Source organism: Streptomyces sp. NPDC028305 (genome assembly GCF_055569495.1).
Genome location: NZ_JBVHTN010000001.1, coordinates 490,131 through 503,360 on the forward strand (window position 1 = coordinate 490,131; position 13,230 = coordinate 503,360).

Consider the following 13,230-nt stretch of genomic DNA (forward strand, 5'->3'; position numbering starts at 1 on the left):
CGCGAATCCCTCCGCCGCCGCAGATCGCATCTGCGAGGAGTTAGGGGCGATTAGCGCCGCAGATGCGACTTCAATTACCCATTGGGCTTGCATATGCGGATTAGCGTCGACGCGGGGCGGGCATAACGGCAGGATTGGCGTGCGATTCCCGCGGAGGTGGAAAGCCCATGAGCAATTCACCCCTACCCGTCAGCCCCGCCCCCTCCGGTGAGCCCGTTTCCGGGCCGTTCGCCGTGGTCCGGCTGGTGGGGGATCTGGCCCGGCCGGCTCGGCTCCGGGTGCGTGATCTGGGTGCCTGGCCTCAGCACCGGGCCCGGGTCAGCTTCGAGTGCGCGACCAGCGGGGTGCAGCACCACCGCTTCGAGGGCCCGCTGCTGCACGATGTGCTGTACGACGCGGGGCCCGGCTTCGACCCGGCCCGCCGCAAGGACCGGCTGCGTTTTCTGATCGATGTCACGGGGGCGGACGGGCACCGCGCGGTGCTCTCCTGGGGCGAGATCGATCCGGACTTCGGCCGCGCGCCCGTGCTGCTCGCCACGCGCATCGACGACACCCCGCTGGACCGGGCCGGGCCGCAACTGGTGTTGCCGCAGGACCGGTGCGGGGCCCGGCACATCAGCGGGATCACCGCGATCCGCGTCGACGGGCACTACACCGCCCGGGCGTGAGCGGCGCGGCCCATCGGCCGCCGGTCTATCGGCGCAGCCCGAGGGCGTCCCGGCCGGCGTAGCGGGCCTGGGCGCCGAGTTCCTCCTCGATGCGGATGAGCTGGTTGTACTTGGCGGTCCGGTCGGAGCGGGACATCGACCCGGTCTTGATCTGGCCGCAGCCGGTGGCCACCGCGAGGTCGGCGATCGTGGTGTCCTCGGTCTCGCCGGAGCGGTGCGACATGACCACCGTGTAGCCCGCCCGGTGGGCGGTGCGGACGGTGGCCAGGGTCTCGGTGAGGGTCCCGATCTGGTTGACCTTGACCAGGATGGAGTTGGCCACCCCGTCGACGATGCCCTCGCGCAGCAGCGTCTCGTTGGTGCAGAACACGTCGTCGCCGGTGAGCTGGCAGCGGTCGCCGAGCCGGGCCATCAGCAGCCGCCAGCCGTCGAGGTCGTTCTCGGCCATCGGGTCCTCGATCGAGGCGACGGGGTAGCGGTCGACCAGCCCGGCGAGGTAGTCCACGTGCTGCTCGGGGGTGCGGCGCACGCCCTCGCCCACGTAGTCGTAGACCCCGTCCCGGAAGAACTCGGAGGTGGCGGGGTCCATGACGACGGTGATGTCCTCGCCGGGCTTGTAGCCGGTGCGCTCGACGGCGCGGACGACGAAGTCCAGCGCCTCGTCGGCCGTGCGCAGGGCGGGGGCGAAGCCGCCCTCGTCGCCGACGCCGGTGCTGTGGCCGGCGGTGATGAGGTCGCGGCGCAGGGTGTGGAAGACCTCCGAGCCCATGCGTACGGCCTCGGCGAAGGTGGCCGCGCCGATCGGGGCGATCATGAACTCCTGGAAGTCCAGCGGATTGTCGGCGTGCGCGCCGCCGTTGACGATGTTCATCATCGGCACCGGCAGCCATCGCGCGTCCACCCCGCCGACGTACCGGTACAGCGGCAGCCGGTGCGCGGCCGCGGCCGCCTTGGCCACGGCGAGCGAGACGCCCAGGGTGGCGTTGGCGCCGAGCCGGGACTTGTTGGGGGTGCCGTCCAGCTCGATCAGGGCCGTGTCGACCGCGGACTGGTCCTCCGCGTCCAGGCCGACCACGGTGTCCGCGATGGTCTCGTTGACGGCGTCGACGGCCCGGCGTACGCCCTTGCCGTGGTAGCGGGACGGATCCTCGTCGCGCAGCTCCACCGCCTCCCGCGCCCCGGTCGAGGCCCCGGACGGCACGGCGGCGCGGCCGAGCGAGCCGTCGGACAGCTCGACGTCCACCTCGACGGTGGGGTTGCCGCGGCTGTCGATGATCTCGCGTGCGACGACGCGGGCGATGGCGGTCATGGTGCAGCTCCTCACATGCGCTGAATGTTCCCTCGTGAAACAAAGTGAGTTCCGAAAAGGAACTTACTATGGGGGCATGAGGATGCACAACGCCGACGCGACCTGCGGCATCGCCCAGGCCGCCACGATCGTGGGCGACTGGTGGAACGTACTGATCCTGCGGGAGGTCGCCCGCGGCCAGGTGCGCTTCGACGCCCTCGCCGCCGAGTTGGGCCTGTCCCGCAAGGTCCTCACCGAGCGGCTCGGCCGCCTCGTCGCCGCCGGTGTGCTGAGCCGCGGTCTCTACCAGCGCCGCCCGGTGCGCTACGAGTACCTGCTCACCGACTCCGGACGCGCGCTGCTGCCGGTGCTGGTGGCCATGCAGGACTGGGGCGACCGCTGGGCCCTCGGCGACGGGAGCCTGACCGCCACGGCGGCGGAGGACGGCGCCGAGCACGCCCGCGTCCATGCGCTGGCCGGCACGCGGCTGCCCGAGGGGCTGCTGCTGCCCGCCACAGGCGGCGCCCCGCTCGACGTGGTCGCGCCGGACGCCGCCGCGACCGTCCTGTTCAGCTATCCGGCCACCGGCGTCCAGTGGGAGGAGCCACTGCCCGGCGCCGCCGGCTGCGCCCTGGAGAACCGCCTCTTCCGCGACGCCTGGCCCGCGCTGCGGGACGCGGGCGTGGCCGTCCACGGCGTCAGCACCCAACTCCCGGACGAGCAGGCGGCCTTCGCCCGCGCCGAGTCCGTTCCCTACCCGCTGCTGTCCGACCACCGGCTGAGCCTCGCCGCCGCCCTGCGGCTGCCCACCTTCCACGGCGCGGGCAGGCTCCGGCTCAAGCGCGCCGTCCTCGTCCTCGACCCGCTGCGGACCATCCGGCATGTCCTCTTTCCCGTCGGCGACATCTCCCACGCCGTGGACGAGGCCCGGCGGCTCGCGACCGCACTGGCGCACGGCTGAGCCCCGGCCCAAACCCTCCTCCGGACCCCGCTGGTTCCGCGCCGGCTATGCCATCCTGATGGTGTGAGCGCCCTCGCTTGTCCGGGCGGGCACACGGGCGCGCCAGGAGGTGGAATGGCGCAATGGCCGGCCAAGGCGGCTCCGGAGTGGACCTCACGGTGGAGGGCGCCGTGACGGAGCAGGCCCTGGTGTTCGCCACGGCGGCGCTGACCGCCGTGTACGTACTGTCCCCGGACGGCGACGAGCTGCGGCTCACCGAGACGGCCGGCGGCCCGCGCGCCCTGTACGGCCTGCCGACCAGCTATCCGCTGTCCGGGCGCTCCCCCGTCGCCGACGCCTTCCGCACCGGCCGGCCCCAGTGGTCGACCTCCGCGAAGCTCGCCGCCTACGGGGAGGGCGCCCAGCGGGCCCTCCCGGCCGATATGTCGCTGGGCGCGCTGCCGCTGGGGGCGGACGGCAGACGGCTGGGCTGTCTGGTCGTGGTGTATCCGGGGGACGGCTTCGACGCCGAGCAGCGCAATTTCCTGGAGCTGTACGCCGATCAGATCGCCGCCCAGCTCAAGGCGGGCGACCGGGCAAGCGGCGGGGCCCCGGCCCGGACCGGGCCGCTGTCGGTGCTGCGCTCCGCGCTGGACCATCTGCACGTCGGCTCGTTCACCCTGGTGCTGGACACCGGGCGGATCGACGCGGACGCGCAGCTGCTCGAGCTGGTCGACATCGCCCCGGAGTCCTTCGACGGGCGGGTGGAGACCCTGCTGGCGCACACCGTGCCGGAGGACCTGCCCGCGCTGATGTCCATCGTCGAGCCGGGCCAGATGGCGCTCGGCAGCCGTGACCTGGAGTTCCGTATCCGCCGGCCGACCGGCGAGCTGCGCTGGCTGCGGCTGTGCTGCCGGATCCAGGGCGATGCCGTGGGCACCCCGGAGCGGCTGCTGGGCCTGGTGGCGGACGCCTCGTATCTGCGGCCCACCGCCGACGAGGTCTCCCGGGTGCAGCGGCTGTCCGCGGCGCTGGCCAACGCGATGACCGTCCGCGACGTCAGCCTGGTGGTGACCGCCGCGCTGCGCGAGCCGCTGGGGGCCGACCGGGTGGCGCTCGCCGAGCTGGAGGGCGACCGGCTGGTGGTGACCGCCCTCGACCCGCCGGAGCCCAGCGCCTGGCCGGGGATATGGCGGTCCGAGTGGCGGTCGGAGTGGCCCGATGTGCCGCTCCGCGCGCTGCCCACGCTGGAGACCGCGCTGCGCGAGGGCCGGATCACCCTGCTGCCCCCGGACGGCGGCCTGGAGCCCGGCCTCGCGGACATGGGCGCCGGCGGCCTGGCGGTCCTGCCGCTCCCGGCCCAGGGCCGGGTGGTGGGGGTCTGCCTGGTCGGCTGGGCGGAGCCGCACCGGTTCTGCCCGGAGGAGCGGTCACTGCTGACCGCGACGGCGGGTCTGGTGGGGCAGGCCCTGATGCGCACCCACGCGTACGACGCCGAGCACGAGCTGGCCACCATGCTTCAGCGCAGCCTGCTGCCCCGCCGGCTGCCCCCGCTCCCCGGCGGGGTGGCCGTGGCCCGCTATCTGCCCGCGATGAGCGGTCTCGAGGTGGGCGGCGACTGGTACGACGTCATCCCGCTGCCCAACGGCCATGTGGCGCTGGTGATCGGCGACGTCCAGGGGCACAGCGCCGGAGCCGCGACCATCATGGGCCAGATACGCACGGCCATCAGGGCCTACGCGGTGGAGGGCCACCCGCCGGACGTGGTGATCTGCCACGCCAACCGGCTGCTGGTCGGCATGGAGACGGAGCTGTTCGCCACCTGCGCCTATGTCGAGCTGGACATGGAGGAGGGCGACGCCTGGTTCGTCCGGGCCGGACATCTGCCGCCGCTGCTGCGCCACCCGGACGGCACCACCGAGGAGGTGGAGGCCGAGGGCGGGCCGCCGCTGGGGGTGCTCGCCGACGCGGAGTTCGCGATGACCGCGGTCGGGCTGGCCCCGGGCACGGTGCTCACGCTGCTGACGGACGGGCTGGTGGAGTCCGCGGCCCTCCCCCTGGACGACGGCCTGCTGCGGGTGCGACGGGCACTCTCGGAGGCGGACCCGTCCGACGCCGGGCGGCTGGCCGACTCGCTGCTGGGCGACCTCAGCCGGCGCGACGACGATGTGGCCCTGCTGTTGCTGCGCTACGACGGGATGAAGGTCCGGCCGATCCGGGCCGGGTGGGCGGTGTGGCGGCTGCCCGACGCCGTGATGCACGCGCGCCGCTTCACCGCGCGCACGCTGCGCTCCTGGCGCGTGGCGGAGGAGTCCGACATGGTCCTGCTCGTCGTCTCGGAGCTGGTCACCAACGCCCTGGTGCACACGCAGGGCCCGGTGCGGCTGGACCTCACGCTGGCCGGGGACCGGCTGCGGATCGCGGTGAGCGACGCGTCGCCGCGGGCGCCCGCCAAGCCGGTGCTCGTGGACTGGGAGTCGACCGGCGGCCGGGGCCTGCTCCTGGTCGAGGCGATGTCGGCGACCTGGGGCTCGGTGCCGGTCAGCGGCGGCAAGCAGGTGTGGGGCGAGCTCGTGGTGGCCGCGGGCCGGACGGCCGACGGGGACGGAACGCAGTGAGCCGGACCCGGGCCGGGCCGGAATCCGGAACCGGAGCCGGAGCCGGAGCCGTCCCGCCCGGTGCCGGGTGAGGAGGTGCTTCGCACCGTGAGAGCCCATCGGCGCCATGCCGCCCTCCTCGCGGTCGCGGCCTCGCTGGCCCTCGCCCTGGGCGCCTGCGGCAAAGCGACCGAGTCCGGCACCGTCGTACGGCCCGTCCCGCCCCCGACGACGGGTCACCCGACGATCGGCCTGCTGCTGCCGGACAGCACCACCCCGCGCTGGGACCGGTTCGACCGGCCCCTGATCGAGCGGCGGATCGTGCGGCTGTGCCCCGCCTGCACGGTGCAGGCCGTGAGCGCCCAGGGGGACGTGGCCCTCCAGCAGCAGCAGGTGGACTCGATGATCATCAAGGGGGTGAACGCCCTGCTCCTGGTCCCCGTGAACGCCAAGGCGATGCGCCCCGCCGTCGAGAAGGCACGGAACGCGCGCATCCCCGTCGTCTCGTACGACCGCCTCGCCGAGGGCCCCATCTCGGCCTATGTCTCCTTCGACGGCCAGGAGGTCGGCAGGCTCCAGGCGAAGGCGCTGCTGAGGGCCATGGGCCCGCGGGCGCGCGGCGCCGGGATCGTCATGATGAACGGCGACCTGGCCGACCCCAACGGGGTCGCGTTCAAGAAGGGAGCGCTGTCCGTCCTCCACGGCAGGGTCAGGATCGAGAAGTCGTACGACACGGCGGGCTGGCGGCCGGAGAACGCCTACACCAACATGTCCGGCGCCATCGCCGCGCTCGGCCCGCACCGCATCGACGGCGTCTACGCCGCCAACGACGGCCTCGCCTCCGGGGTGATCGCCGCCCTCAGGGCCAACAGCATCCGGCCGATCCCCCCGGTCACCGGCCAGGACGCCGAACTCGCGGCCGTACAGCGCATCGTGGAGGGCAAGCAGTACATGAGCGTCTACAAGCCCTTCAAGCCCGAGGCGTACGCCGCCGCCCGGATCGCCGTCAACCTGGCCCGGGGCGCGGGCCCCGGCCCGATCGCCCGGGACCGGGTCCGCGGCGACGTCCCGGCCGTGCTGCTCCGCCCGATCCCGCTGACCGTCCACAACATCCGGCAGACGGTGGTCAAGGACGGCATGTACACGATTCGCCAGATCTGCACCCCGGAGTACCGGCCGGCCTGTGTGAGGGCCGGGCTCATGCCCTGACTCTGGGATGCCATGTTCGCAATCCGGACTGTCCCAGCATTACGGGACAGCTCTTAGGGGAGATGGTTACCGTGCCGACTCCACCTCTGCTGGCGTTGCGCGATGTCTCCAAGCGATTCGGCGCCGTCCAGGCGCTCGCCGACGTCGAGTTGGAGATCCACACCGGTGAGGTCGTCGCCCTGCTGGGGGACAACGGCGCCGGCAAGTCCACCCTGGTCAAGGTGATCGCCGGGGTCGGCCCCGCCGACCGGGGCGTCTTCGCGTGGGAGGGCCGCGCGGTCCAGGTCAAGCGCCCCCACGACGCGCAGAGTCTGGGCATCGCGACCGTCTACCAGGACCTGGCGCTGTGCGAGAACCTCGATGTCGTCGGCAACGTCTTCCTCGGCCGCGAGGTGCGCAGATTCGGCATCCTCGACGAGGTGGAGATGGAACGCCGGACCCGCGAACTGCTGGCGGCGCTGTCCATCCGTGTCCCCGACGTACGCGTCCCGGTGGCCACCCTGTCCGGCGGCCAGCGGCAGACCGTCGCGATCTCCCGGGCGCTGCTGGGCGAGCCCAGGCTCCTGCTGCTCGACGAGCCCACCGCCTCCCTGGGCGTCGAGCAGACCTCGCACGTCCTCGACCTGGTGGAGCGGCTGCGCGACCACGGCCTGGGGGTGCTGCTGATCAGCCACAACATGGGCGACGTCAAGGCCGTCGCGGACCACGCCGCGGTGCTGCGGCTGGGGCGCAACAACGGCTTCTTCGATGTGACCACCACCTCCCAGGAACAGATCATCTCCTCCATCACCGGCGCCACCTCCCATGCCCGCCGGCCGCCCCGCGCCGGGGAGGCGGGGCCGTGAGCGCCCGCGCCCCGGTGCCCGCCCGGCGCGCCGAGGACGGCGTGTTCGGCGAGTTCCGGCGGCGGCTTGGCAGCGGCGAACTGGGGTCGCTGCCGGTCGTCCTCGGCCTGATCCTGCTCTGGGCCGTCTTCGAGATCCTGAACAGCAACTTCCTCTCGCCGCGCAATCTGTCCAACCTGAGCGTGGACATCGTGGGCACCGGGCTGATCGCGGTCGGCGTCGTCTTCGTGCTGCTCATCGGGGAGATCGATCTGTCGGTCGGCTCGGTCAGCGGGCTGGCGGCGGCCGCCTTCGCCGTACTGAACGTCAACGAGGGCCTGCCGGAGTGGCTCGCCCTGGTCATCGCGGTGCTCCTGGGCGCCCTGATCGGCGTCGTGCACGGGTTCTTCTTCGCCAGATTCGGCGTACCGGCCTTCGTCGTCACCCTCGCGGGGCTGCTGGCCTGGAACGGCCTCACCCTCTACCTCCTCGGCCAGAGCGGCACCATCAACCTCGACGACCAGGGGCTCGTCGCCAAGCTGACCAGCTACTACTTCCATGACATCGCCGCCGCCTACGGCCTCGCGGCCCTCGGCCCCACCGCCTTCTTCCTCGCCGCCTACCGCGACCGATGGCGCCGCAAGGCCGCCGCCATGCCGTACCGGCCGCTCCACGAGATCGCGGTGCGCACCGGCGCGATCGCGGTGGTCGCGTTCGCGGCCGCCTATGTGCTCAACCGGTTCCAGGGCCTGCCGCTCGCCCTGCTGATCTTCGTCGTGCTGGTGGCCCTGCTGGACGTGCTGCTGCGCCGTACGCCCTACGGCCGCTCGGTCTACGCGCTGGGCGGCGGCGTCGAGGCGGCCCGCCGGGCCGGGGTCCGGGTGGCGTGGGTGCGGATCTCGGTCCTCATGGTCTCGGGCACGATGGCCGCGCTGGGCGGCCTGTTCCTGGCCTCGCGGATCACCTCGGTCAGCCAGCCCTCCGGCTCCGCGATCCTGCTGCTGAACGCCCTGGCGGCGGCCGTCATCGGCGGCACCAGCCTGTTCGGCGGCCACGGCAGGACGTGGTGCGCGGTGCTGGGCATCCTGGTGATCGAGTCGCTCGCCTCCGGCATGGCCCTGCTGAGCATCCAGTCGGCCCTCCAGTTCATGATCACCGGCGGGGTGCTGCTCGCCGCCGTCGTCCTCGACTCGCTCTCCCGCAGCTCCCAGAAGACGCGCGGCCGGGCCTGACCCCGCCGGCCGGGGCGCCGCGCCATGCCCCGTTCGAGTGGATCCGCGCCGTATGCCGGACGCCGCGGTGGGCCGTACGGCAGCGTGTGGGGCCGTCGCACCGCCACAACCGCCACAAGGGGGACCGATGGCGACCCAGACCTCCGACCAGCCGATCGACCAACCGACCGGGCCGCCCACCGAGGAGCTGCGGTACCGGTCGGCCACGCTCGCGGCGCTCGAGCGGAACCCGATCAACAGCCGGTCCATGGCGCGCAGGCTGCCGCAGCTGGTGCGGCGGGCGCTCGCGCTCGGCTGGCAGGTGGACCGCAGGGCGGTGGTGGCGCTGGTGCTGTGCCAGGTGCTGTCGGGGTTCTTCGAGGCGTTCGGGCTGCTGGCCACCACCGGCACGATCACGGCGCTGATCTCGTCCGGTCACATGGCCGACCGGCTCCAGGAGGCGCTGCCCTCGCTCGCGGTGCTCGCCGGGGCGGCCGGGTTACGCGCGCTGCTGGGCATCGGCGTCTCCAACATCTCCACCCGGCTGGCCCCCCGGATCTCCCGGGAGGCCGAGATGCGGATGCTGCACGCGGCGATCAACGCCGAACTGGCGGCGTACGACAACCCCGGGTTCAACGACAAGTGGGACGCGGCCGACCGGGGCGCCGTCGTCGCCCAGGACCTGATCATCGAGTCCCAGCAGCTGACGGCCTGCCTCGCCTCCCTGGTGGCGGCGGCGGGCGTGGTGACCGTACTGCACCCGGCGCTGCTGCCGCTGCTGCTGCTCGCCGCGCTGCCGCAGGGCGTGGCCGGGATGAAGGCGGCCCGGGTGCACTACGAGACCTCGCGCGCGATGAGCGCCGAGCGGCGCACGCTCGGGCTGCTGCGCTGGTACATGGTCGACAAGGACATCGCCGACCAGCTGCGCTCGGGCACCATGGCGGCCTTCCTCCTGGGCCGCTACCGCGCCATCGGCGCGCGGGTCGACGCCGCGACCGACCGGGCGGCCCACCGGGGCGCGCGGTTCGCGGTGCTGGGCGCGCTGGCCGGAGGGGCCGCCTCCGGGCTGGTGTGGGCGGCGCTGGCGCTGCTGCTGGGCTCGGGGCGGATGTCCGTCGCCTCGGCGGGGACCGCGGTCTTCGCGCTGCGCACGGTGGGCTCCTCGCTGCGCGGCATGGTGGGCTACGGCACCCGGCTGTTCCGTACCGGGCTGTATCTGGACGACTGGGCGGAGTTCATCGAGGAGGCGGGCGGCCACCGGATGCGGCGCGGCGCGCGGGTCGCGGCCGCGCCGAAGGTGGTCAGGGCCGAGGCGGTCACCTACCGCTATCCGGAGTCGGACGCGCCGGCCCTGGACGAGGTGAGCGTGGAGGTCCGGCGGGGCGAAGTCCTCGCCCTGGTCGGCGAGAACGGCTCCGGCAAGACCACGCTGAGCAAGCTGCTCACGGGGCTGTATCTGCCCTCGGGCGGCGCGGTCACCTGGGACGACGTCAAGACCGGGGACCTCGACCCGGACGCGCTGTGGCGGCAGACCGCGGTCGTCCCCCAGGACTACGCCCACTGGCCGCTGACCGCCCGCGAGAACATCACGCTCGGCCAGCCGCACGGCGGGGACGAGGCGGTGCGGGAGGCCGCCGCGTACTCCGGGGCGCACGAGGTCCTGGACGGGCTGCGCAGCGGCCTGAACACGCTGCTGGCCCGGCAGTGGTGGGGCGGGGTGGAGCTGTCCGGCGGCCAGTGGCAGCGGATCGCCCTGGCCCGCGCCTTCCACCGGCCCGCCGGGCTGCTGGTGATGGACGAGCCCACCAGCGCCCTCGACGCGCGCGCCGAGCACCGTATCTTCGCGGGGCTGCGGCGGCTGGCGGAGGACCGCGCGGTCGTCCTGGTCACCCACCGCCTGGCGAACGTCGCGGTCGCCGACCGGATCGTGGTGCTGGACCGCGGCCGGGTGATCCAGCAGGGCACCTTCGGCGAACTCGTCGACGCGCCCGGGCTGTTCCGGGAGCTGTGGACGCTCCAGAACGACCGAGGCACGGCGCCCGAGCCCACGCCCTGACCACGCCTGCGGCGAGCTGCTCCCCTACCCGCCCCTTCCCACAACTGGAGCTCCCGCCCCAGACCCCGAGCGGCAGGCCGAGCCCGCGCCACGCGACGGCTCCGCCCCGCAGGCGCCCCACCGCCCTGGCCCGCACCCGGGGTCTGGGGCGGGAGCCCCCACGCGGCGCAGCCGCAAACCGGCTCAACGCGCCTCGGCGCCCGGGCGCCGGCACAGAGCCCCGCAGACCGGCACAGCTCCCCCGGCCCCGCACAACCCACGGCACCGCCGCACGGCACGGCTTGCCATGGCACCCGGGGTCTGGGGCGGAGCCCCAGTTGTGGGAAGGGGCGGGTAGGGGAAAACCCTCCCCCGCCAGGCGTCGCGCGACGGCTCACCCGGCCAGTCCGGCCGCCGCCGCGCGCTGCCGCGAGGCCGCTATCTCGTCGTACGCCCGGTCGCGGCCCTCCCAGTGGGAGCCCTCGACGGACTTGCCGGGTTCGAGGTCCTTGTAGACCTCGAAGAAGTGGGTGATCTCCATCCGGTCGAACTCCGAGACGTCGCCGATGTCCCGCACCTCCGCATAGCGCGGATCGTGGGCCGGGACGCACAGGATCTTCTCGTCCGGGCCCTTCTCGTCGCTCATGCAGAACATGCCGATGGCCCGGCACTCGATGACACACCCGGGAAACGTCGGCTCACCGACGGTGACCAGCGCGTCCAGCGGGTCGCCGTCGCGCCCCAGGGTGTGGTCGATATAGCCGTAGTCGGCCGGGTACTTGGTGGCGGTGAACAGCATCCGGTCCAGCCGGATCCGCCCCGACTCATGGTCCATCTCGTACTTGTTGCGAGACCCCTCCGGGATCTCCACGACGACGTCGAAGTCCATCGCGACCTCCTCCCGCGGCCACCCCCGCGCCCGGCGCGCGCTTCCAGTGTGCGCCGGGCGCGCGGGGCACGCCGTACGAAGGTCACACGCCCCGACCCAGCCTCCGGTTGGCCAGAACGGACACCTTACGGCGGACGGCCGTGACCTCGTCGGCGTGGATCTCCGCCACCAGCAGCCCCGGCGTCGCCCCCAGCCGCTGCCGCACGGTCCCGTCGGGGCCGACGACGGCGCTGTGCCCGATGCCGGTGGGGGCCGTCGGGTCGGCCGCCTCCGCGGCCAGGGTGCCGGTGGCCGCGGGGTCGGCCTGGCCGACGGCGGCCAGCCATACCGTGGCGTCCAGCGCCCGGGCCCGGGTCAGCAGTTCCCACTGCTCGCGCTTGCCCGGCCCCGCGCCCCACGAGGCGGGCAGCAGCGAGAGCCGCGCGCCCGCGTCGGCGTGGGCCCGGAACAGCTCGGGGAAGCGCACGTCGTAGCAGGTGGCCAGGCCGATCCGGAGGCCCTCCAGGTCGAAGGTCACCACCTTGGAACCGGGCGCGACGGAGTCGGACTCGGCGTAACCGAAGGCGTCATACAGATGGATCTTGTCGTAGGAGGTCTCGACTCCGGGCCCGGTGGCCAGCAGGGTGTTGGCCACCCGCCCGTCGGGCGCCGGGGTGAACATGCCCGCCACGATCACCACTCCGCAGTCCTTGGCGATCCGCCGGACCTCGGTGGCCCACGGCCCGTCCAGCGGCTCGGCGAGCGGCGCCAGCGGGGTGCCGAAGCACGCCATGGAAGCCTCAGGAAAGACGATCAAACGGGCATCGGCCGCGGCGGCGCGATGCGCCTGCTCCCGGAGGACGGCAAGGTTCTGCTCCGGGCGCGGGCCGCTGACAATCTGGCTCAGTGCGATACGCATGACGCGAACTGCCTCATTCCCTGGACGTTGCCTCGAGTGGTCCCTACGGGTGTGTACGTGACGCCCCGGGGGTGCGCTCATTGTGCGGCCTGCGCATAACTGACCGTCCGTCACCCGAAAGCCGCCGCACGAAAGCCGTCGGCCGCACGACCGGTGAGGTCATGCGGCCGACGGCCCGTATCCGTCTCCGTATCCGTTTCCGTGTCAATTCACTTGTGGATTCACGCCTCCCGGCTCCTGCGCATCAACACCCCCGCCGCGAAAAGCCCGAGGACGCATGTGATGGCGCCGACAACGACGTTGTTCCAGATCATTCCGGCGTCGGGGAACCGTGTGACCACCCAGGGGGAGATGATCATCCATACACCGATCGCGGACATCGCCCAGCACAGGCTGTACATCCGGCGCGGCGCCGTGGTCAGGCCGATGCCCAGCAGGGCCACGCCGATGCCCAGGATGAGGTTGTTGACCGTGAGGTCGGGGCGGGCGCCCGAGAAGTGGACCACCCAGGGGGAGATCGCGAAGTAGAGACCGGCCAGAAGCACCGGCCCGTCGACGAAGACAACATCCCGTGCACCAACCATGCGTGCGTACCGCTCCCGCATTTCGGTTACGTCGGGGTGATGCGTGATATCACTCCTGTGGCGTGAGACGTCGGCCATACGACTCGC

11 protein-coding genes are annotated in these 13,230 nt (G+C 73.0%); 7 read left to right on the forward strand and 4 right to left on the reverse strand.

All coding sequences use genetic code 11. The features are described from left to right. Window positions 1-167: 167 nt before the first annotated feature. Entirely contained in the window at window positions 168-668 is a 501-nt protein-coding gene (locus ACZ4WQ_RS02245) for a molybdopterin-binding protein (protein ID WP_398370052.1), read from the forward strand. Window positions 669-693: 25 nt separating this feature from the next. Here ACZ4WQ_RS02245 and eno read toward each other — a convergent pair whose 3' ends face one another. Next, window positions 694-1,977, reverse strand: a complete 1,284-nt coding sequence (gene eno, locus ACZ4WQ_RS02250; protein WP_398370050.1) for a phosphopyruvate hydratase — start codon at window positions 1,975-1,977, stop codon at window positions 694-696. Window positions 1,978-2,053: 76 nt separating this feature from the next. Here eno and ACZ4WQ_RS02255 point away from each other — a divergent pair, with 76 nt between their 5' ends. The 6 genes from ACZ4WQ_RS02255 (at window position 2,054) to ACZ4WQ_RS02280 (ending at window position 10,793) form a co-directional block, all read left to right on the forward strand. Beyond that, window positions 2,054-2,917: a winged helix-turn-helix transcriptional regulator gene (locus ACZ4WQ_RS02255; RefSeq protein ID WP_385347864.1), complete on the forward strand. Its 864-nt coding sequence runs from the start codon at window positions 2,054-2,056 to the stop codon at window positions 2,915-2,917. Between the two features lie 122 nt (window positions 2,918-3,039). Beyond that, complete coding sequence (locus tag ACZ4WQ_RS02260; protein ID WP_398370047.1) at window positions 3,040-5,514, forward strand: SpoIIE family protein phosphatase; 2,475 nt, start codon at window positions 3,040-3,042, stop codon at window positions 5,512-5,514. An 87-nt stretch (window positions 5,515-5,601) separates the two neighbouring features. Beyond that, a complete protein-coding gene (locus ACZ4WQ_RS02265; protein ID WP_398370045.1) occupies window positions 5,602-6,702 on the forward strand; it encodes a sugar ABC transporter substrate-binding protein in 1,101 nt (366 codons plus the stop codon). Window positions 6,703-6,764: 62 nt separating this feature from the next. Continuing rightward, window positions 6,765-7,547, forward strand: coding sequence for an ATP-binding cassette domain-containing protein (locus ACZ4WQ_RS02270; RefSeq protein WP_311730005.1), 783 nt, complete (start codon window positions 6,765-6,767; stop codon window positions 7,545-7,547). Next, window positions 7,544-8,758 (forward strand): sugar ABC transporter permease, encoded by a 1,215-nt coding sequence (locus tag ACZ4WQ_RS02275; RefSeq protein ID WP_311730006.1) that lies wholly within the window; start codon window positions 7,544-7,546, stop codon window positions 8,756-8,758. The genes ACZ4WQ_RS02270 and ACZ4WQ_RS02275 overlap by 4 nt, the downstream gene beginning before the upstream one ends. Before the next feature lie 127 nt (window positions 8,759-8,885). Then, entirely contained in the window at window positions 8,886-10,793 is a 1,908-nt protein-coding gene (locus ACZ4WQ_RS02280; RefSeq protein WP_385347854.1) for an ABC transporter ATP-binding protein, read from the forward strand. A 373-nt stretch (window positions 10,794-11,166) separates the two neighbouring features. Here ACZ4WQ_RS02280 and ACZ4WQ_RS02285 read toward each other — a convergent pair whose 3' ends face one another. The 3 genes from ACZ4WQ_RS02285 to ACZ4WQ_RS02295 all read right to left on the reverse strand — a co-directional run bounded on the left by ACZ4WQ_RS02285 (window position 11,167) and on the right by ACZ4WQ_RS02295 (window position 13,221). Further along, window positions 11,167-11,661, reverse strand: coding sequence for an inorganic diphosphatase (locus tag ACZ4WQ_RS02285; protein WP_311730008.1), 495 nt, complete (start codon window positions 11,659-11,661; stop codon window positions 11,167-11,169). Between the two features lie 82 nt (window positions 11,662-11,743). Beyond that, window positions 11,744-12,559, reverse strand: coding sequence for a carbon-nitrogen hydrolase family protein (locus ACZ4WQ_RS02290; RefSeq protein WP_311730009.1), 816 nt, complete (start codon window positions 12,557-12,559; stop codon window positions 11,744-11,746). Between the two features lie 221 nt (window positions 12,560-12,780). Further along, window positions 12,781-13,221: an SPW repeat protein gene (locus tag ACZ4WQ_RS02295; RefSeq protein WP_311730010.1), complete on the reverse strand. Its 441-nt coding sequence runs from the start codon at window positions 13,219-13,221 to the stop codon at window positions 12,781-12,783. Between the last annotated feature and the right edge of the window lie 9 nt (window positions 13,222-13,230).

Excerpts from the sequence above, each read along its gene's own strand:
- ACZ4WQ_RS02245 (WP_398370052.1), top strand. The coding sequence starts at position 168 with ATGAGCAATTCACCCCTACCCGTCAGCCCCGCCCCCTCCGGTGAGCCC.
- eno (WP_398370050.1), bottom strand. The coding sequence starts at position 1,977 with ATGACCGCCATCGCCCGCGTCGTCGCACGCGAGATCATCGACAGCCGC.
- ACZ4WQ_RS02255 (WP_385347864.1), top strand. The coding sequence starts at position 2,054 with ATGAGGATGCACAACGCCGACGCGACCTGCGGCATCGCCCAGGCCGCC.
- ACZ4WQ_RS02260 (WP_398370047.1), top strand. The coding sequence starts at position 3,040 with ATGGCCGGCCAAGGCGGCTCCGGAGTGGACCTCACGGTGGAGGGCGCC.
- ACZ4WQ_RS02270 (WP_311730005.1), top strand. The coding sequence starts at position 6,765 with ATGGTTACCGTGCCGACTCCACCTCTGCTGGCGTTGCGCGATGTCTCC.
- ACZ4WQ_RS02280 (WP_385347854.1), top strand. The coding sequence starts at position 8,886 with ATGGCGACCCAGACCTCCGACCAGCCGATCGACCAACCGACCGGGCCG.
- ACZ4WQ_RS02285 (WP_311730008.1), bottom strand. The coding sequence starts at position 11,661 with ATGGACTTCGACGTCGTCGTGGAGATCCCGGAGGGGTCTCGCAACAAG.
- ACZ4WQ_RS02290 (WP_311730009.1), bottom strand. The coding sequence starts at position 12,559 with ATGCGTATCGCACTGAGCCAGATTGTCAGCGGCCCGCGCCCGGAGCAG.
- ACZ4WQ_RS02295 (WP_311730010.1), bottom strand. The coding sequence starts at position 13,221 with ATGGCCGACGTCTCACGCCACAGGAGTGATATCACGCATCACCCCGAC.